The sequence below is a fragment of the Clostridium sp. JN-9 genome (genome assembly GCF_004103695.1).
Taxonomy (GTDB): Bacteria; Bacillota; Clostridia; order Clostridiales; family Clostridiaceae; genus JN-9.
The window spans coordinates 399,906-420,685 of the sequence record NZ_CP035280.1 but is presented as its reverse complement, the minus strand read 5'-3'; the positions used below and the strand labels follow the sequence as shown (position 1 = coordinate 420,685).

Genomic DNA, 20,780 nt, shown 5'->3' with positions numbered 1-20,780 from the left:
TCCTATTCAAAAATATCTAAAAGTGAAAATCCAAGACTTCTTTTGCTGCCTAAACCAGCCTTATAAAAATAATTTAATAAATACTGTTTTCCCTCTAAAGCAAAGTTTCCTATAGCGCAAGGAATATTAATATCATATGATTTTGCTATTATCTTCTTCATGCTGATATCTGATATTTTTAGATTATCAATATCTTTTGTAACATCTTCATCAAATTTATTTATCAATTCACTTTTTAAATTTCTTTTTAATATCTTTTCATAATTGTTATCTTCAAATGTCAAATACCAATCAGTACCAAGTTCTTTGTTATGGTCTCTTATTACAATCGGACTTAATGTATGAAATTGAACTTTATCATTTTTTATTATCTTTTCCTTTTTAAGGTTCATATTTATTATTTTTTTAATTTTATTAAAAGTAGATAGGTCATAAGTCCTCCACTGCTGCCTTATCAAACTGTTATACAAGTTTATTCCAAGTTCTATATCATAGCTTGAAATATTAATTATTAATTTTTTGCTCCGTACATTTATACCTTGTCCGCTTATCTTTGCCTCAGGAAAATATACAGAAAAACAGAAGTCCTTTGGCTCCGTTTTGCCTTTCCCATATAAGTATTCATAGGATTTTTTATCGTAATTGGAAAGAGCATATTTCAAAAATGATAAAATCTTTCTTCGAAAATCCAAAGGCATCGCCTCATTTTCAAGCTCACAAGTAACAGCTAACCTCATAATTTAACTCCCTTCATACAACTTTTCCAAGTTGGTTATATTAAATACAAACTGCTATAATATATATTTCTACAAATTATATGAATATCCTTTTATTTGTAATAATTTTAAATTTTTATGTTAAATTAATTTATTCCCATTGTGCTAAAATATACTTATAAACTCTGGAGGTAAAATGATGGATAAAATAAAAATCAACATCCCTGATGATGTTAAATATATATTAAATACAATAAACAAAGAAGGTTTTGATGCATACATTGTAGGAGGATGTGTTAGAGACAGCATAATAGGCAGGAAACCTTTGGATTGGGACATTACTACTAATGCACTACCTGAAAATGTTATAGATATATTTAGGAAAAGGCAGATAAAAGTTATAGAAACGGGATTAAGGCACGGCACAGTTACAGTGGTTATAAACAATACAAGTTATGAAATAACCACCTTTAGAATCGATAGTGAATACCTGGATAACAGGCATCCTGATAAGGTAACATTTACCTCTTCTATTCAACAGGATTTGTCAAGGAGAGACTTTACAATTAATGCTATGGCATATAGTGAGTTAACAGGAATACTGGATTATTTTAATGGGATGGAAGATATAAATAATAAAATTATCAGATGTGTGGGTAATGCAGATAAAAGATTTAATGAGGATGCTTTAAGAATGCTTAGGGCTGTTAGGTTTTCCTGTCAATTAGGTTTTGATCTGGAGCCTGTTGAATTGATTGGCAGCATAAAAAGAAATTCTTATTTGGTTAAAAATATCAGCAGCGAACGTATTAGAGATGAACTTTGCAAAATTCTCATGTCTTATAAGCCAAGCAAGGGAATTATAGACTTATATAATTGTAATCTGCTTTCCTATATTATTCCTGAACTTATTCCCTGTGTTGATTTTGATCAGAGGAATATTCATCATGATAAAGATATTTTTAAGCACACCTTATCAGTGGTTGATTGTGCTCCGGCTGAGTTGGATGTGAGGCTGGCGGCTTTGCTTCATGATATAGGCAAGGTGCAATGTTTTACATTAGACGACAAAGGTCAGGGACATTTTTATGGTCATCAAAAAGTAAGCGGAGATATTTCCAGGGAAATACTTAAAAGGCTAAAATTCGATAATAAAACTATAGAGTCTGTAAGCCACTTGATTTATGAACATATGAGAACCTGCGACACAGGTAAATCTCTCAGTGTGAAAAAGTTTATTAATAATGTTGGAGTGGAGAATTTAAACAATTTGTTTTTGCTGCAGATAGCTGATAGAAAATCCTCTGCAAAGAAATACAGCGATTTTCAAGACATTCTGAAATTAAAAGAAAAATGCCGCACAATTATAAATGAACAAATTCCTTTAAGCTTAAAGGATTTAAATATTAATGGTGAAGACTTAATAAATATAGGAATTCCAAGAGGAAAACAAATAGGTATTATATTAAATAAATTACTTGATATGGTATTAAAGGACCCTGAGCTTAATAAAAAAGAAATACTAACTGACCTGGCAAAAAAATAAATGCTCTGTAGGAATTTCTTCTTACAGAGCACATAGTAATCAAATACTATCTTCTGAACCCTCTATTGTTGTTCTGAGCCTTTCTTGCTTTTCTGCATTCTGGGCATCTTACAGGTTCATTTTCAAATCCTTTTTCTTTGTAGAAAGCCTGTTCTCCTTCTGTGAAAACGAACTCTTTACCACAATCTTTACATACTAATGTTTTATCTGCCATTTCAACATTCCTCCTTTTTCAAAAATTAGATTTAAAAAGTGATTAACAATAAATTCCTGAAACGAGGAAATGTTGTTGATCTTATTAAATCCGTTAACAGCTGCATTAAAATAAATTAATTTCACTGTTAATTCTATCTAATATTAACATATAAAAGTCCAATTTGCAACACTTTTTAACAAGTACATTAATATTTTGTATGCCATATAAGGTCAATTATTCCTCATCATAAAAATCCAGATAAGAAAACTTTTTTCCATCTTTCTGCCATCCTAATATGGCATCCATGTTTACATTCTGTGCAGCTTTAAATATGGATTTATCAACACCATTAAAATTCTTTTTTATATTTTTAATTAAATCTTTAATTTCATATCTTTTGTTCCCTATTTTCTTTGCAGCAACCATGCATGCACAGTTTAAAGGCCAGATTCCGCTTTTCTGTGTAAACCTTTGAATATCCTCTTCTTCTATATAGTAAAGAGGCCTTATTAATTCAATTCCTTCAAAATTTCTAGCTTTCAGCTTAGGAAGCATGGTTTTAAAATTTCCCGAATAAAGCACGTTAAGTAATGTGGTTTCTATGACATCATTAAAGTGATGTCCCAAAGCCAGTTTATTGCATCCAAGCTCCTTTGCTTTACTATATAATGCACCTCTTCGCATTCTGGCACACATATAGCATGGATAATCCTTTGCTATTTTGTCAACAACCTGAAATATACCTGAATCAAAAATTTCAATAGGTATATTTAAATAATTGCAATTATCAATCAAAAGCTTTTTAATGTCCTCATGATATCCTGGATCTGCAACGATATACTCCACATCAAATTTAATATGACTATGTTTATGAAGCTGCTGAAATAATTTAGCCATTAACATACTGTCTTTTCCTCCTGAAACTGCTACAGCTACCTTATCTCCATCTTCAATTAATTTATATTCCTTGATTGCCTTTAGAAACTTTGACCATATGGAACTTCTATAGGTTGTTGTAATGCTGTGTTCTATTTCCGAAAGAGGTCTCCTTTCATTAAAAGGGATTAATACATCACAGCCTTCTCCTGCTATTCCACTCATATCTTATCACCTCAACTCATTCTCAAAATATTATATCAGATTAAAGTGATTTTGTCTTTGGAATATACATGGATAACATTTAAAGCTGGCCTCCATCTTCAGCTTCATAAGCCTGCAGTTTTGCCTTTTTCCACATAATATGAAGTATTAGAATGCTTATAAGTCCAACAAAAACATCAGCTATAAGATATGTAAATGCATATGAAGTAAATTTTACCAATACAGAGGGAATCCCATCCCAAAGGCCATGGAGGAGCACTACTGTTAAATAAGCGCCAATTACATTCATGCCTATTTTAACTCGTTTAAATCTGCACTCATTTACCAGTGCACCTGCCAGTATTGCAGTCCAGGTTCCATGCCCCAGTGGTGACATTATTCCTCTTAACAATGTAATAAAAACGGTACTGGATAAGCTGCCTCCTGTGTGAAGAAAAGCAGTGAAAGCATATCCAGAGCTCTCCAGTGCTGCAAATCCCATTCCAGCTGAAGCTCCAAGAATTATACCATCCATAGCCCTATTGCTGCAATTCTTTCTGGATATTAGAAGTACACCTATAATTTTTGCAAATTCTTCAATAACTCCTACCATCATTGAAGATTTAAAATCCAGTTTGTATATAAATAATGGCTCTAAAATTGAAGCTGCAAAGGTTCCTAAAAATCCTCCATAAAAAAATGCCATTAAAATATCAGACATTCTTATTTTGCTCATAACTCTCTTTTCATAGAAAAAAGATACATAAGTAACAGGAATTAAAAAGTTCCCTAAAATGACTAATGAGGGAAATATGTTTGGGTTTTGTGTTAAAATAATAACTACTAATCCAAATATATAAGTAATGAACCCTATTTTAAGTATTTTTGACCACTTATACTTTCTTTTTGGCTTGCTGTAGGTTAAAGTATTATTTTCCCGCATCATAACTCCTCACTTATAATTAAGTTTACAAATATACTTTACCCAAAACATTATATAATTAGTAATTAAAAATTAAATCATAGTATTTTTTTATAGACTTTTCCAACTCCAGCATACTTATTATTCTTGCTTTACGAATTGTTTCTTTTCCATTTACATAAACAAGTATTGCAGGCAGTGAAAAAATTAAATGCTGACCAGCTGCTTCTGTTGATTTGTCTACATCTATATTTGCGCTTTTAATATTAGGATAGCTTTTCAGCATTTCTTCAACTTTAGGAAACATACCTACACATACGCTGCATGACTTTGAAGAAAAATACAGTAGTGCCATTTCATTATTAGAAATAAATTCATTTACTTCTTTTGAAGTATTAAGTTTCATCATATTATCACCTTCGTTAACTTTTTTTATAATATTTTTACTTTTCAAAAAACATAATAATTTATCTATTTGTAAATTAGAAATCCAGCTATTCCCGAAATTATAGTAAGCAGAATAGGGTCTGCTTCATATTTATATGATGCAATAAAAACCACTGCAAAAATAATAAAGCTTTTATAGTCAATAAATGAATCTGCTGAAACAAGAATGGCTGCAGCTGCAATTAAGCCTATTGTTGCTGGTCTCAGTCCTAAAAATGCATTTGCAACATATTCATTATTTTTAAAACTCAAAAAGAATTTTGTTATTATAAGCATAATAATAAATGATGGCAATATAACTCCAAGTGTGGCAGATATGCTGCCAAAAAATCCTGAAACTTTATATCCTACATATGTAGCACCATTTATTGCTATAGGTCCCGGGGTGGCCTGAGATATGGCAATTAAATCAGTAAACTCCTTTGCTCCAAGCCAGTGATTATTTATAACAACTTCCTGTCTTATTAATGGGAGCATGGCATAGCCTCCACCGAAACTGAAAAGACCTATTTTAAAAAAAATGCTAAAAAGCTGCCAACACATATTCATTTCACTATTCTCCTTTTCTTAATAATTCCATAAAGTATTCCACATAAAGCTGAAACTATTATTACATAAATTGGATTTACTTTTAGGAATCCAACAAGAATTACAGTGGCTATTGGAATGAAAATTGTTTTTCTATTTATTTTTGCATTTTTACCCATTCTTATTACAGGTGCAGCAATTAAAGCCACAACGGCAGGTCTGATTCCCTTAAATATTCTTTCTACAATTGGATTATCTTTTATACCAATAAAATACATGGCAACTATCAGCAATATTAGAAATGCTGTTAAAATTGCACCAAGCACAGCAAAGATACTTCCTGGTATTCCTGCCACCTTGTATCCCACAAATACTGAAACATTTACTGCTATTGGACCGGGAGAAGATTGAGCAAGTGCCAGCATATCTACAAAATCATCTTTATCTATCCACTTCTTTTTATCCACAACTTCCTTTTCAATTAAAGGAATCATGGCATATCCCCCGCCAATAGTAAATGTCCCAATTTTAATAAAAATTAATAATATCTCCATTAACTTTTTTATAATAATCACTCCTGAGCTTTTTATTCCACTTTAGGTATTTGTTACATATATCATTATATCAATGTAAAACACATATTTATAGTATCTATTTTATATACATCCATATGCAAAAGCTATTGTTTTGCAATAAAATAGAGCCTGGATCTCCAAGCTCTTATAAACACATATGCAAAAATCAGCACATATATTATATGCATTGACTCTTTTTTACATTCTTTAATACTTCAGCAAAGGTAATATGACCTTCCTCTATATTCTGCTTTTTTTGTTTAAATTCCCTTTTATCAATTAGATCCCTATAGCTGCTGTGCTTATAAGCCCTTTCTACTGTATTAACCTTCATTATTATCACCTCATGTTAATATATACGAAAGCTATACAATTTTTTAGGGATTATAAAAATTTACAGGGTAATTTTTCTATTTCTTAATTTGTGAAAGAATTTCAGCATCTACTTTATCTATATCAGGCACATAACTTTTTAACAGTGTCATCGAACCACATAAAGTGTATTTCCCAAGAGCAGCTGGAATTAGTATGCTGTCTCCCTTCTTCAGCTTTTCTGTACCTTTATTATATTTTATTTCTCCTTGACCATTTACTACAGTAAAGATATAAAATCTTTCCTTATCACTTTCCTCTTCAGCCTGTACTTTAATATTGTACTTTTCCAGAGAAAATTCTTTGCAAAGGCACAGGTAAGTCTTATCAAATCCCTTCCTTGTTACTTTTATGCCTGTACTTTTCTCTCCTGTTAAGTTTAAGTTCATTACATCCAGAGCCTTATTTATATGAAGTTCTCTTCCCCTTCCATAATCATATACTCTGTATGTTGTGTCACTGTTCTGCTGAATTTCTGCAATTATAACTCCTGGTCCAATAGCATGTATTAAACCGCTTTTAATAAAATATACATCGCCCTGCTTTATATATACTTTATTAATGTAAGGTTCAAGGTTGCCAGTTTCAATGGCCTTTTTAATCTGATCCTTAGTGCTGCCGGCCTTTGTTCCAACAATTAAGTTTGCACCTTCCTTGGCATCAACCACATACCATACCTCAGTTTTACCCATTTCTCCTTCTATTTCACGGGCATATTTATCATCAGGATGAACCTGAACTGATAAGCTTTCTTTAGCATTTATAAGTTTAACTAATAGTGGGAACCACTTTTTAGAAATTCTGGTTCCAATAATGTCCTCACCATTCTCCTTAATTAATTCATCTAGTCTCTTTCCTTTAAATTCTCCGTTTGCAACTACACTGGTGCCATTTTTATGACAGGCAACGTCCCAGCTCTCCCCTATATTTCCCTCAGGCAGATTGTCTCTGAACATAGCAAAATCTCTTCCGCCCCATACCTTCTCGTAATATAAGTTTTCAAATTTTATTGGATACATTTTTATTCCTCCAAACAATACTATAGTTAAAATCCCATTTTGCAATAAAGTAGAATTACACACTTACTATAACACAAACTAAAATTTTAACTCAATACCATCTTTTAAATAATAAAAAAACAGAGGGTGAATCCCTCTGCTAAATGCCTTTTTATTAAGCAACTTCTTTTCCTTTACTAGCTTTCCTGCTTTTCTCATAATTACTGTACATTATCCATGCAGTTATTGAGAATATTACTGGTCCAGCTATACTCCAAATTGTAGTAGCCTTGTCCCCATCTATCCAAGGTTCTATTATACTAAAGAAGTTAGCAAAGCCTACTGTTAATGTAACTATTACTGTCCAAATCATAGCACTTCTATTGCTCTTGTATATTTCAAATGGCTTTTCAATACTTTTGTTTTTCTTAAATGCTGGGAATGCCATTGCTATAAACATATATGGGAGAGTCATTGCCACGTTTGTCATTGCAACTAATATTTCGAAGAATTTTGACATATTGTTTCCACCAAATGCAACCAATGCTACCATAACACATACAATTACTGCTTGTACCTTCATTGCATTTACTGGCATACCATCTTCTCTAGTCTCACCTAAATTTCCAGGCCATAATTCTTTTGGTGTTCCTTCTATCAGCTGCTTTAATGGAGCATAAGTTAATGTGAAAAATGCACCTGCTAAAGTTAAGAACATTGAAAGTCCAAAGAATCTTGCAATCCATTGCCCCATGACAACTGCTGTAGCCTGGCTAGTTCCAAAGGCTGTTCCTAAGGCATATCCAAGGTTTGACATTACAACGTAGCTTGCATTTCCTAAGTTAACGCCCTTTACTGCCATTACTGCAGACCAGTTAGTAAATACACCTATACATAATATTAATAATGAATATCCTATAGAGATAACTGCTGCTGATATCATAACTCCCTTTGGGAATGTCTTTTCAGGATTTTCTGTCTGGTCAACTAATCCGCCAACAGCCTCTATACCACCATATGCAAACAATGCATAAACAACAAATGCCAAAGTCATTATAGGGTTTCCGATATATTTAGCATTAGGTGATTGTGTGAAAGATTTAAGTCCTTCTATTGGCTGAGCTAAGTGTCCGCCAGTAGCAATAAATATAGCTATTGCTGAAGCAAGAACAAAAACATTAACTAAAACAACTACTGTACCACCCACTGAAGTAACTTTCTTTATCTTGTCCAATCCTTTGGTGGATATAAAAGTAACAAACAAGAACCATATTATTCCCAGTATACCAAGTGTCTTTGGCCCTGTTAATCCTTGAATTCCCAAGAATGCCCAAGTCTGAGTTGTATCTTTGCCAAATATTGCATTTGATATTGGAATCCATAAACCTGAAGAAACGTTAACCATCCAGATGATATATGAAACATACCACATGAAAGTTCCCATGAAAGCATATTTTGCTCCAACGGATTTTTCCATCCATGAGTAAATTCCGCCTTTTTCTTTTCTGAATGCAGAACCAAATTCAGCAATCATAAATGCAAAGGGAACGAAGAATGCTATTCCTGATAATATGTACCAAGGTATAGCTGCATATCCCATCTTATAGAAAGATCTTGGAATATTATTGAATCCATAAACCGATGTAAAAATCATTAATATTAGTGCTACTAGTCCGAGCTTTTTGGAATCCTTTACATTGGTATCCTTTTGGTTAGATGACATGATTTTTTCCTCCTCTTAAATGTGATTAAAATTATTTGTGAACTATATTGCTATTATAAGATACATTTAAGCAATTTGCAATATATATTCCTAAAATTCTGTACACTTCATCATAATGTGTCAAACTTCTGAATATTCTGATTTTACTATATTTGTATAAGTTTATTGAATTATCAATATATAATATAACTTATATGTAAAAAATTTATTAACTCACGTTATTTCATGGCATACAATTAAAAAATTGAATTTTTCTTAAATCGTTTATTTTTACTAAAAACTAAATATATTGCAAGTTGAATATTCAATTTCTCTTAGTGGTCGGTCCATTTAATTCATAGTCATCAATATAAATACCCTAATATTTGTAATATTAGGGTATTTATTGTCATAAGAAATAAAATTATTTTTCAGCTTTTTGTACTTTTACCTTTTTCCCTTTTATGGTTGACTTTCTTAATCCATTAATAACTATATTCCCTTTATTTTTAAGGATATCTATGTATGAAAATCCATCCTGAATATCTATAATTCCTATATCATCTCCATTTATACCCTCAATACCAGTAATAGCGCCCACTATGTCTCCGGCTCTTACCTTCTTCTTTTTCCCGGCATTTATATAGATCTTAGTAATTTCTTTATTTATATTAGCCTCTCTGTTTTTCTTTAATACAGGCTTGTTATTATTTTTCTCATTATATAATGCTTTTCCTTCAAGCACCTCTTCATGGGCTGGCTCATCTTTTCTAGGAATTTTATACTGTACAAATTCTTCAATATCATTTAAAAATCTGTACTCATAAGGTGTTACAAAGGTAATAGCATTTCCCTTGCTGCCTGCCCTTCCTGTTCTTCCTATTCTATGTACATAACTTTGCTTCTCCATAGGGATATCATAATTTATAATATGTGTTATTCCCTCTATGTCTAATCCCCTGGCTGCAATATCTGTAGCAACCAAAAATGGGAACTCTCCTTCTTTGAATCTGTTAATTGTATCTAATCTGTCTTTTTGCTCCATACCACCATGAAGTGCTCTGCATGAGAAGTCTTTTGAAATTAAATATTTAGATACATTATCAACTCTTTCCTTAGTACTGCAGAATATTATCATTCTGTCAGGTCTTTCAGTATAAATAATATCTTTAAGCAGTTTAACTTTTTTGCTGTCCTCAACTTCATAATAAATCTGTTTGATTTTTTCAGTGGAGGGCCTGCTTGGTTCAACTTCTATTTCCTCAGGAGCATTCATATATTTCTGGCATAATCTCTCTATTTCATCACTTATGGTAGCTGAAAATAACATTGTTATTCTATTTTTAGGCACCAATTTAACAATATCTTCAACCTGATCAATAAATCCCATATTAAGCATTTCATCAGCTTCATCTATAACAAGATATCTTATTTTCTCAAGATCTATTGTTCCTCTTTCAATGTGATCAAAAAGTCTTCCAGGTGTTCCAACAATAATATGTACTCTCTGCTTTAAATCTGCTATCTGCTTTGATATTGGCTGCTTTCCAAAAACTGCTTCACATCTTAATCTTTTAAATCTTCCTATGTTTGTAAAATCCTCTTTTATCTGCACTGCAAGTTCCCTTGTAGGGGTCAGCACTAATACCTGTGGCTTTTTTTCTTCCAGCATAATTTTTTCACAAACAGGTATAGCAAATGCAGCAGTTTTTCCACTGCCTGTTTCAGCTTTTACAATTATATCTTTGTCCTTAAGAGCAAGTGGAATTACCCTGCTCTGTACAGCAGAGGGCTGTATATACATTAATTTTTCCAATGCCTTCAGCATTTCATTACTTAAATCAAAATCCTTAAAACTTATTTCATTCATATTTTAAACCTCATTATCATAGTATTTATTTATTATAACACTATTTATGTAGTTACAAAGATTAAAGATTAAAGAACAAAGAACAAATATTGAGGATTTTCTGCTCAGGCAGAAAATCTTAAAATTCAATTGATTGAGTGAATCATACGTTTTAAGAGCCAAGGATGATGCTAATTATGGCTTAACTATATAAGAAGTTATCTAGAAATTAAGATAAACCATGTCCATTACATTTTCTTCCATGTTCTTTAATCTTTCCTGCTTTAGGTATATGGCTCTTTTATGCAATAGTGTTGATACGTTAATAAATTTCCATTAGGGACAAGTCAATTAAAACATATTTCAGCATTTCCCATATTTATATATGTATTTTTGACATTAATTTTACTTATTTCTTCTATAAATGTGTTTGTTGCAAATGAGATATTATTAAAATTAGAACTCTTTAAGAATTTGAATAAGCTTAAATAATTATTTAAATACTTTGTTGCTACTCCTCTAAAGCGGTACATCCATTCCATACAGTCACGTCTATATTTTACTGCTTCAGAGCTATTATCAAGAGATTTATTGATCTCCCTTATTTTCTTTCTTTTAAAGAACATGGCAAAAAAGCTTTTCGGCCTTGAGACTGCCTGCTTATTTTTATTTAATATTTTTCCAATATAATTTTCCATATCCATTGCATTCATACGTCCTGTGCCAACTGCTCTGGAATAAATATTTTTATGTGAATCCAGTGCTGTAATAACGCAGACTTTATTATCGCTGATATTAATGTAACTTACGCTTTGATCATGAACTCTCTTTTCATTATGTTCAATGCTTTTCTGTCCCTTCCGGGAGAATTTTAAGAAGAAGTTCTCAAGTTCAAACTTTCCCTGCATTTTATTTTGTTTAACCATTTTTAAAGCAGAAAGCAGCTTATGCCTCCAATAAAATAATGTTACATAAGAAACGCCAATTTCCCTTGCTGCCGCCTTAAGGGATAACCCATCAAGGGTACACCTAATAAATGCTTCCCATTTATCGGGGAAGTGTGTCCTTGCAATTGGCGTGTTCGTAAAGTCATTAAAGGTTCTTCTACAGCTTTTGCATATATATCTTTGTTTATCATTGTATTTTCCGTATAGCACTGTATTGGCGCAGTTACAGTATGGGCATTTTCTCTCAGGTGTCTGCTTTAATGAAGCAAAATAAGATAACATATTAATATTGGCACATTTTTTCTTCTCCATGGTAATCCAATCCCTTCAGTAATATGTAAGTATCTTAATTATTACCATTAAGAGATTGTCCTATTCACATCAACATTATTATTTAAAAGAGCCATAGGTGTCTATAGAAAGTAAATATCTAATCACCTTTAGCAGTCCCAAAACTCGCATTACTTTCAATAAAAAAAATAGAGAACCGCTCCAATTACTTGAAATCAGTTCCCTGTCAATATTATTATTCTTCCTCTGAATCTTCTTTCTGTTCTTCATCTTCTTCCTGCTGATCTTGAATTTTCTTTTGCCTTGCTTTTCTTTTTTGTTCTTCTTCTATCATAGCTTGAAATCCTGGATCTATCTTCATTTATTAAATTAAACTAATACAACTGGTTTAATTAAGTCCTTTGGTTTATCTTTCATAAGCATAAGTGCCTTTTCAACATTATCAAGGCCATTAAAGGTATGAGTAACTAATTTACTTAAATCAACACGGTTATACTTAACTAAATCTATAAGCATTTCCATTCTAAGACGTCCACCAGGGCACAGGCCTCCTATGATTTTCTTGTGACCCATTCCACAGCCCCATTCCACACGAGGTATTGGAAGATAGTCTCCCTTACCATGATAATTAACATTGGATACTGTTCCGCCTGGTTTAACCAATGTTACTGCCTGAGCTAAAGTATCTACAGTTCCGCCAGCCATGATTACACGGTCAACACCTTTTCCCTTTGTTAAATCCATAATCTGCTTTACAATATCTCCCTCTTTATAGTTAACAATATCAGTAGCTCCATAGAATTTAGCAGCTTCAACACAAACTGGTCTGCTTCCTACACCTATTATTCTTCCGGCACCTCTTAAGGTTGCTCCTGCAACTGCCATTAATCCAACAGCGCCTATCCCTATTACTGCTACACTTGATCCCAATTGGATATCAGCTAGTTCTGCGCCATGGAAACCAGTTGTCATCATATCTGAAATCATAACTGCCTGTTCCAGAGGAATTTCTTCTGGAAGATATGCAAGATTCATATCAGCATCATTTACATGAAAGTAATCAGCAAAAACACCATCTTTAAAGTTTGAAAATTTCCATCCAGCGAGCATTCCATTTGAGTGTTGAGGATACCCAGCTTGTACTTCAAGAGATCTCCAATCTGGAGTTATTGCAGGTACTACAACTTTATCTCCAGGTTTAAAGTCTTTAACTTCACTGCCTACTTCAACTACTTCTCCTACAGCTTCATGTCCTAAAATCATATTGTGTCTGTCTCCAAGAGCTCCTTCAAACACAGTATGTATGTCGGATGTACAAGGTGAAACTGCAAGCGGTTGTACAATTGCATCATATGGGCCTGCTACTGGCTTTTCCTTTTCAATCCAACCTGTTTTATTAAGACCTAACATTGCGAAACCTTTCATTTTAGTATTCCTCCCTTTTGATAATTATTTAACTTTTTTAATGAGAATTGTTAATATATGAATGTGTTTGTTCAATATATTTGGGCAACAATTAACAAAGTTATATATAAGCATTTTTTATACCAAAGCATATAACAAGCGGTTTCTAATAATTTCAATAAAAAAATGTATTAAAATACAACATTTATACAATAAAGCTGCTGTTTATTACTACACTGTTGTACATTCATACATATATTTCATTATAAACTTATGATAAGCAGTTATTATATTGTATAAAAATTATTTAATAAACTGTTAAATTTATATTAATGTTATGTTTCCTTAATTTTGTATAAATTGTACTCCTGTTTATTCCGAGAATTTTAGCAGCTTTTGTTATATTTCCATTGCAGTTATTAATGCAGTGCATTATCGCTTTTACTTCCAGATCATCTAAAGAACACATTTCATATTCAAAACTATTATCTGATTTAGTAGTATTACATGTAATATTATTATCATTAAACACAAATGTAGTTTTGCCATTTAAATTTACAATATTTTCAATACAGTTTTCCAATTCTCTAACATTGCCGGGCCAGCTGTAATTTGTTAGTTTCTCAAATAATTCATGACTGATTTTAGGCAGGGGCTTACCAAGCTTTGCTGCCTTGGTTTTAAGGAAATGTTCAATTAACATTTCAATATCGCCTTTTCTTTCCCTAAGCGGAGGTATATTAATGGGTATTACACTTAATCTATAGTATAGGTCCTCTCTGAAGTTTCCCTTTTCCACTTCTGCCTTTAAATCCTTATTAGTGGATGCTATAATTCTTACATCAACTTTTATATACTTGTTTCCTCCAACTCTTGTGACATATCCTTCCTGCAATACTCTTAATAAATTTACCTGCATATCCAGAGGCATTTCTCCAATTTCGTCTAAAAATAATGTGCCTCCGCTTGCTATTTCAAATTTTCCCGGCTGTCCTCCATGTTTTGCTCCTGTAAATGCTCCATCTTCATATCCAAAAAGTTCGCTTTCTATTAAATTTTTAGGTATAGCACCACAGTTAATTGCAACAAATCCATTATTCCTTCTGCTGCTCCTGTTATGAATGGATTGTGCTATTATTTCTTTACCAGTTCCGCTTTCACCTTGAATAAGCACTGTTGAAGGGCTGTCAGCTATTCCCATGGCCTGATCTTTTATTTCCTGGATCTTATGGCTTTTACCAATGATATCATCAAAGGTATAAGTTGCCCTCATGAAAGTATATTTGTTTAATAGATTATATACATTTTGTATATCTTTAAAAATTCCCACCATACCTGTGATTTTTTCTTGTTTATTTCTAATAGGATACACACTTAAATTAAATCTTTTTTTACCTTTATAACTGGAATATGTAATCTCTTTATTTTCACAGTTTTCTCCAAGTTTAATAATACTAAGTATGTATTCCCAATCGCTTAAAATGCCTCCTATATTTCTGCTCATAATATCCTTCTCGTTAATATCAAGCATACTGCATGCGCTGTTATTAATTGAAGTTACTGTACCATTTGTATCAGTTGCAAAAATTCCAAGATTTATTGAATTCATTATTCTGTTTAGATATTGATTGGTATCATATAACTGTCCCTGTATCTTATCCATGATTAATTGATTCTCTATGGATTTCACAGCTGCCACCACTAGGCCAAGAGTGTGAGGATGAGCTAACTGGTATCTTCCTGTTAAATTAAGACATCCTATTATATGTCCCTGCTCATTGTGAATTGTAGATGCAGAGCATGTCCAAATATGATATACATTTATAAAATGTTCTTTCCCGGATATTTGTACTGGGCAGTCTTCAGCAAGTGCTGTACCTATTGCATTAGTGCCAGTGCTCTTTTCACTCATATCTGCTCCAATTACAATGCCCATTTTATCAAGGTCTTGTAAAATATCCATATCTCCAATCATTGTAAGCACAATTCCATCACCATCCGTAAGATATAAAGAAAAGCCTGAATCCCTTAGAAAATCATATAATATCTCCATGAATGATCTTGCAGTTTTTATTAACTGCTTATTCTCAGTAATAATACTATAGAACTCTTTCCCATAAAAAGTTCTTATTGGGAAAACCCTTTCTTTTTCAATCTTATAATCAATACACCTTTTATGAGATTTATTTATTATATCATTATGGTTGTCCAAAACTGACATTTTGTTTTCCTCTCCTTATAAGAATATATTTCCTATTATTATTTTAGTATAAAATCTATATGATTTGATATTTTATATATATTTATTTGAAATTTTTAATAATTTCTTTAATGTGGTATACTAATAATAGTAAAAGAAATACAATTTTATGTGCCACCTTTATTGAGGTGGTTTTATATATATACTTAATAAAATAAATATTAAAGGAGATAACCATGGTTAGAAAAAATTACAAACTTAAAAAAACAATATCTGTAAAACAATTCATACAGGAATTTGGGGAAAACTTTTCCCAGCATACTAAGGATAGACTCATGGAACTGGAGATCAGATGTGTATTAACCAGAAAGGATGATCCAAACAGACTTGATTTAAAACATGTTGAACACACCAAATACAAATGTGCTGAAAATGAAGATTCAAAACAGACTGAGAAGGAATATGCATTTGCCCAGTTCATAGTAAGCGATGGCATAGTGTATTTCTCAGAAAAATGCAGAGAAACAAATGATGTTATGCAAAATGAAATTGTTGATAAAATATACAATTCTTTAAGCTCTGAAGGAATAATTACCTACGAAGATGTTAATGCTAAGAAAATAGATGAAAGTAACATTGATTTTGTAATTGATTCAATTTTAAGTGCATGTCCAGATGTATCTCAGAGATATATTAGTATTGTTAAGGATATGCTGTCACGTTCAAATAATAAATTTTAAGTGAACTGCTGTTTAGAAAGGGGATTTTTATGCCTGATATTAATATGCTTTCCTCTGCTGATAAGGTTAAGGCTCAGGGTGTCTTATCAGCTTATATAGAGCAGGTAAGACTAGTTAAACATGGGCTTAACGAAAATTATAATGTTATGGTAAACAACCTAAAGTTTTGCGATATTATGCACTATCATACAATTGATTTTAAGTTTTTTTTAAGCCTGCCTTTTGCAAAGTTACATGGATCAACAGTGGCTTATGTCCATTTTGTTCCTGAAACTTTAGAGGAAAGTATAAAGCTGCCAAGGTTAATTAAAAAAGTTTTCTATAAATATGTAATTTGGTTTTATAAAAGTGTTGATTATCTTGTTGTAGTAAATCCTTATTTTATAGATGTGCTTAAAAAATACAATATAGATAAATCTAAAATTACATATATTCCAAACTATGTTTCAGAAGAAGACTTTTATGTATATGAAAAAGAAAAGATTGATGATATAAAAGAGCAGCTTAATATACCCAGAGATAAATTTGTAGTATTAGGTGTTGGTCAGGTTCAGACCAGAAAGGGAATACTGGATTTTATTCAGGTTGCAAAAAAGCTTCCTGATGTTCAGTTTATCTGGGCAGGTGGTTTTTCCTTTGGATCAATAACATATGGCTATAAAGAGCTGAAAAGTATTATGGAAGATCCCCCAGGCAATGTAAAATTCACTGGAATCATAAGCAGAAAAAAAATGAATGACATATATAATGCAGCTGATTTAATGTTTCTGCCATCCTATAATGAATTATTCCCTATGTCCATTCTTGAATCAATGGCACTTGGATTAGAGTTTCCCCTTTTTTTAAAAGACTATTTAAATAAAACCTGTGGATAAGTAAATTTAAGATTTAAAACTATCCACAGATTTATAAAATTGCATAAAAAATGAATAAAACAGTCCATTGTTTTGATATAATGAATTTGCGACAAAACAAAAATCAATAGCAGATGGAGATGTTTTATTCATGATTAATTATAGCAAATTATCGTACCAAATAAAAAGAAAATTATTAACTTTTTCAAAAAAAATCTCAATAAATTTATCAAGACCTAATTATAAATTTATTGCACAGATGATTTATGGAATTTCAGAAAGCCAGACTGTGCTTTTAAGTGGCATATCAAGAGCTCTTAAAGAGGATATCTCTTTAAAGAAAACCATTGAAAGACTTTCTAATAACCTTAGAACGTTTGATAAACAAAGTGTTGTAATAAACAACTACATTTCTGAAATAAAACCATACATTAATGACAATACAGTATTTTGCGTTGATGGTTCTGAAATCACAAAACGTAATAGTAAAGTTTTAGAAGCTATGGGCAAGGTACGTGATGGCAGCACAGGTGAAACCAATGTCAATGGATATAATTGTCTTGAAATTGCTGCACTTACAAGTAAGTATAGTATGCCTATATCTGTGTACTCAAAAATGTATTCAAACATTGAAAAAGGCTTTGTAAGTGAGAATGAAGAAACTTTTAAAGGATTAAATTTTATTAGACAAAGTTTTAATAATAAGGGCATTAAAGCTCTTGATAGGGGTTATGATAGCAGAAAGTTTTATGAATACTTTATAGATAATAAAGAAAACTTTGTTATTCGAGCAAAAGGCAATAGAAATGTTATTCATAATGGTAAAGTTATGAATATACTTAAACTTGCAAACAAGTATAAAGGAAAGTTTTCGACTATAGTCACCAATAAAGCTGGTAGGGCTAAAAAATGCAAATTTAGCTTTATACAAATAACATTGCCAGATATACCTGATAAGCCTCTTACACTTGTAGTAATAAGAGGCTTTGGCAAAATACCTATGATGCTTATCAGCAATATTAAGCCTAATGATAAGAAATTAACCTTAGCTATAATTAAGGTTTACATTAAACGTTGGAAGATAGAAGAATATTTCAGATTTAAAAAACAGCAGTTTGATTTTGAAAATATAAGAGTAAGAAGTTTAAATTCAATAAGAACTATGAATTTATTTCTAACCTTAATTATAGGTTTTGCTGCAACACTTTCAGAAAAAAGAGGAGAAAGTGCATTAATCATATGCATTCAAAACATATCTAAGCGTATTTATGATATACCTGATTTTAATTATTATGCATTAGCTGATGGTATTTATGCAGTATTAAAGAAAACGCATACTGGTATTAAAAATTTTATTAAACCGGTTTCCAAAACCAAGACTACACAACAACTAATTATGGCTCAGGTACTAGAATTAGTAGGATAACCTTAATTCAAGATATTAATTTTGGGGAAACTCTAACACTTGGAAAGCCCGTACTTGTAAGAGATTTAAGTATTTATCATAGTATTTTGCTTAACTATTACTTAAAAGGTAAGAATGTCAATGAGTTTACGGAAATTATAAATAAGATTAGAAATGATAACCATATGTATGAATCATGCTGTAAAAGTTCATGGCAGTGCCATGAACTCTATTCAAAAAAGCATGTTCTGAAAATGTGGAAAAATTTCTACGATAATGTGTACTATAATCAAAGCAGAATAAAACTCAGAAGCAGGTTAAATGAAAAGTAAATCTGAATTATTGTGTTTTAGGAATCTTATATATAAATATATATACAATAAAGGCTAAAACTACTCCCCCTGCAACATCTATAATTGAATGCTGTTTTATTAAAACAGTAGAAGCACATATAGCAATCATTGCAATAAAAGAGGCTGTCTTTACTTTTCCTGAATTCTTTAATATGTCACAATTTATTAAAGAAGCATGAACTCCTATTGCATTGGCTACATGAATGCTTGGAAATACATTGTTTGTTCCATCAATACTATATATGAAGGATACCATCCTTGAAAATATATCCCGCTTTGTTATTATGGGTCTCGGAAATTGTGCATTTGGATATATGATAAATATTATGTAAGATATACTCATGCAGGAAGCAAGAAATAAAACAAGCTTATAAAAATCTTTCTTTGATTTAAGTCCCAAATATAAAAGTCCAATTGACATATAGGCAAACCAAAAGAGATAGGCTACTACAAACTCCTTCACAAATGGAATATAGTAATCCAAAGAACAATAGATAATATGCTTAGGAACTATTGTTTTTTTTAAATACCCAAACCATATAGTAAGCGCTAAAAAAATGAATAGCCACAAAAAGTGGCTGTATTTTTTTCCTATTATCCTTTCGGCAGTCTCTTCATTAATCATACAGCTTTTCTCCTCATACTTTTATAATAGGATTATATTCATTATATGATATATTTGTCAACCTTATTTAATTTTATAAGTTAAATCCTTAGGAGTTAATGATTTCTTTACAATGCCCTTATCTTTAGTCCACTTTACAGCACTATTTAAATCATTATCAGATGGAAGCACATCTGCTCTGAATTTTGGCAGTACAATATTGCCTTTCATATCTTCAGGATATCCAACAAATTTTATAACTGTATCTTCATATTGAGAAATAGGAGTATTGTTAACATACTCAACAGCCTCATTGTAAGCTTTGTAAAATGCTTTTATAGCATCTGATTTATTATCAATACTCTTTTGAGTAAAGGCAGAAACTGCTGGCAGCAGCTTTTCAGAGCTTGTTTTTCCAAGAAGTACAGCTCCATCTTTTATAGCAGCACTTGAAAATGGTTCAGGCAGTAATGCTAAGTCTACCTTTCCTGCTTTTAACATCTCAAGTCTTGCTGGTATGGCTGGTATGGCAATTTTTTTTACTTCTTCGGGCTTTATAGAATTTTTCTCCAGCATTTTATCCAGTGAATATTCAATTACAGTCTTTTGTGAAATGGCTACAGATTTTCCTTTAACATCTGCAATTGATTTTATTCCAGATTGTTTTGATGCAACCAGCATAAAGTCTCCATCTGTAACTCCTGTTATTTTAAGATCTATTCCTGCATTCTGATAAAGGCATACAGCTACTTCATCTGTTGAAACTCCATCCAGATTTCCAGTCTGAAGTGCTGCATCTCTGTCATTTGCACTTTTAAATACCTGAAGTTTTACATCCACTCCGTTCTTTTCATAAAATCCCTTATCCTTAGCTATTATAAAGGGTACAGCATCCACTGACGGCATTAAACCAATGTTTAAAGTCTGTTTTTCAGTTTTAGTATTTGCTGAGGTATCTTTTGAGTCTTTCTTTGATGACCCGCATCCAAATAAAGTAAGTGTCAATGATAAAATAATAATAATTGATAATGTTCTTTTAAATTTAAGCATT

The 20,780-nt window shown here is 31.6% G+C and carries 21 protein-coding genes; 4 read left to right on the top strand and 17 right to left on the bottom strand.

Going from position 1 to position 20,780, the window contains the following annotated elements:
* Positions 1-2 precede the first annotated feature (2 nt).
* On the bottom strand, positions 3-737 hold the full coding sequence (gene cas6, locus EQM05_RS02045; RefSeq protein ID WP_128748464.1) for a CRISPR-associated endoribonuclease Cas6: 735 nt from the start codon (positions 735-737) through the stop codon (positions 3-5).
* 175 nt (positions 738-912) lie between these two features.
* On the opposite strand from cas6, the gene EQM05_RS02040 reads away from it, so the two are divergent.
* Entirely contained in the window at positions 913-2,262 is a 1,350-nt protein-coding gene (locus EQM05_RS02040; protein WP_128748462.1) for an HD domain-containing protein, read from the top strand.
* Positions 2,263-2,308: 46 nt separating this feature from the next.
* Here the strand turns inward: EQM05_RS02040 and EQM05_RS02035 are convergent, their stop codons facing one another.
* From EQM05_RS02035 to EQM05_RS01980, 14 genes are all read right to left on the bottom strand, one after another.
* Positions 2,309-2,476 (bottom strand): zinc-ribbon domain-containing protein, encoded by a 168-nt coding sequence (locus EQM05_RS02035; RefSeq protein WP_128748460.1) that lies wholly within the window; start codon positions 2,474-2,476, stop codon positions 2,309-2,311.
* A gap of 216 nt (positions 2,477-2,692) precedes the next feature.
* The gene (locus EQM05_RS02030) at positions 2,693-3,559 is read right to left on the bottom strand and encodes an ATP-binding protein (protein WP_128748458.1); all 867 of its coding nucleotides are present in this window, start codon (positions 3,557-3,559) and stop codon (positions 2,693-2,695) included.
* 79 nt (positions 3,560-3,638) lie between these two features.
* The gene (locus tag EQM05_RS02025) at positions 3,639-4,484 is read right to left on the bottom strand and encodes a PrsW family intramembrane metalloprotease (RefSeq protein WP_347560226.1); all 846 of its coding nucleotides are present in this window, start codon (positions 4,482-4,484) and stop codon (positions 3,639-3,641) included.
* Positions 4,485-4,539: 55 nt separating this feature from the next.
* The gene (locus EQM05_RS02020) at positions 4,540-4,914 is read right to left on the bottom strand and encodes a thioredoxin family protein (RefSeq protein WP_243108091.1); all 375 of its coding nucleotides are present in this window, start codon (positions 4,912-4,914) and stop codon (positions 4,540-4,542) included.
* A gap of 17 nt (positions 4,915-4,931) precedes the next feature.
* The gene (locus tag EQM05_RS02015) at positions 4,932-5,450 is read right to left on the bottom strand and encodes a chromate transporter (protein WP_205694189.1); all 519 of its coding nucleotides are present in this window, start codon (positions 5,448-5,450) and stop codon (positions 4,932-4,934) included.
* A gap of 2 nt (positions 5,451-5,452) precedes the next feature.
* Positions 5,453-5,989 carry a chromate transporter gene (locus tag EQM05_RS02010; RefSeq protein WP_164917166.1) on the bottom strand — a complete coding sequence of 179 codons (537 nt, stop codon included), beginning with the start codon at positions 5,987-5,989 and terminating at the stop codon, positions 5,453-5,455.
* A gap of 199 nt (positions 5,990-6,188) precedes the next feature.
* Positions 6,189-6,344, bottom strand: coding sequence for a hypothetical protein (locus tag EQM05_RS15630; RefSeq protein ID WP_164917165.1), 156 nt, complete (start codon positions 6,342-6,344; stop codon positions 6,189-6,191).
* A gap of 76 nt (positions 6,345-6,420) precedes the next feature.
* Positions 6,421-7,401, bottom strand: a complete 981-nt coding sequence (locus tag EQM05_RS02005) for a type I phosphomannose isomerase catalytic subunit (RefSeq protein ID WP_128748452.1) — start codon at positions 7,399-7,401, stop codon at positions 6,421-6,423.
* A 154-nt stretch (positions 7,402-7,555) separates the two neighbouring features.
* Positions 7,556-9,103: a glutamate/gamma-aminobutyrate family transporter YjeM gene (gene yjeM / locus EQM05_RS02000; RefSeq protein WP_128748450.1), complete on the bottom strand. Its 1,548-nt coding sequence runs from the start codon at positions 9,101-9,103 to the stop codon at positions 7,556-7,558.
* Positions 9,104-9,506: 403 nt separating this feature from the next.
* Complete coding sequence (locus tag EQM05_RS01995) at positions 9,507-10,952, bottom strand: DEAD/DEAH box helicase (RefSeq protein ID WP_128748448.1); 1,446 nt, start codon at positions 10,950-10,952, stop codon at positions 9,507-9,509.
* Between the two features lie 326 nt (positions 10,953-11,278).
* A complete protein-coding gene (locus EQM05_RS01990; RefSeq protein WP_128748446.1) occupies positions 11,279-12,190 on the bottom strand; it encodes an IS1 family transposase in 912 nt (303 codons plus the stop codon).
* A gap of 214 nt (positions 12,191-12,404) precedes the next feature.
* Positions 12,405-12,530 (bottom strand): hypothetical protein, encoded by a 126-nt coding sequence (locus tag EQM05_RS16325; protein ID WP_279222122.1) that lies wholly within the window; start codon positions 12,528-12,530, stop codon positions 12,405-12,407.
* Positions 12,531-12,538: 8 nt separating this feature from the next.
* Positions 12,539-13,594: an NAD(P)-dependent alcohol dehydrogenase gene (locus EQM05_RS01985; RefSeq protein WP_128748444.1), complete on the bottom strand. Its 1,056-nt coding sequence runs from the start codon at positions 13,592-13,594 to the stop codon at positions 12,539-12,541.
* A 286-nt stretch (positions 13,595-13,880) separates the two neighbouring features.
* Complete coding sequence (locus EQM05_RS01980) at positions 13,881-15,794, bottom strand: sigma 54-interacting transcriptional regulator (protein ID WP_128748442.1); 1,914 nt, start codon at positions 15,792-15,794, stop codon at positions 13,881-13,883.
* A 215-nt stretch (positions 15,795-16,009) separates the two neighbouring features.
* On the opposite strand from EQM05_RS01980, the gene EQM05_RS01975 reads away from it, so the two are divergent.
* From EQM05_RS01975 to EQM05_RS01965, 3 genes are all read left to right on the top strand, one after another.
* The gene (locus EQM05_RS01975) at positions 16,010-16,513 is read left to right on the top strand and encodes a hypothetical protein (protein ID WP_128748440.1); all 504 of its coding nucleotides are present in this window, start codon (positions 16,010-16,012) and stop codon (positions 16,511-16,513) included.
* A 29-nt stretch (positions 16,514-16,542) separates the two neighbouring features.
* The gene (locus EQM05_RS01970) at positions 16,543-17,388 is read left to right on the top strand and encodes a glycosyltransferase family 4 protein (protein WP_128748438.1); all 846 of its coding nucleotides are present in this window, start codon (positions 16,543-16,545) and stop codon (positions 17,386-17,388) included.
* Between the two features lie 130 nt (positions 17,389-17,518).
* The gene (locus EQM05_RS01965) at positions 17,519-18,793 is read left to right on the top strand and encodes a transposase (protein ID WP_128748436.1); all 1,275 of its coding nucleotides are present in this window, start codon (positions 17,519-17,521) and stop codon (positions 18,791-18,793) included.
* 318 nt (positions 18,794-19,111) lie between these two features.
* Here EQM05_RS01965 and EQM05_RS01955 read toward each other — a convergent pair whose 3' ends face one another.
* Positions 19,112-19,750: a phosphatase PAP2 family protein gene (locus EQM05_RS01955; RefSeq protein WP_128748432.1), complete on the bottom strand. Its 639-nt coding sequence runs from the start codon at positions 19,748-19,750 to the stop codon at positions 19,112-19,114.
* A 63-nt stretch (positions 19,751-19,813) separates the two neighbouring features.
* Positions 19,814-20,779: a MetQ/NlpA family ABC transporter substrate-binding protein gene (locus EQM05_RS01950; RefSeq protein WP_128748430.1), complete on the bottom strand. Its 966-nt coding sequence runs from the start codon at positions 20,777-20,779 to the stop codon at positions 19,814-19,816.
* Between the last annotated feature and the right edge of the window lies 1 nt (position 20,780).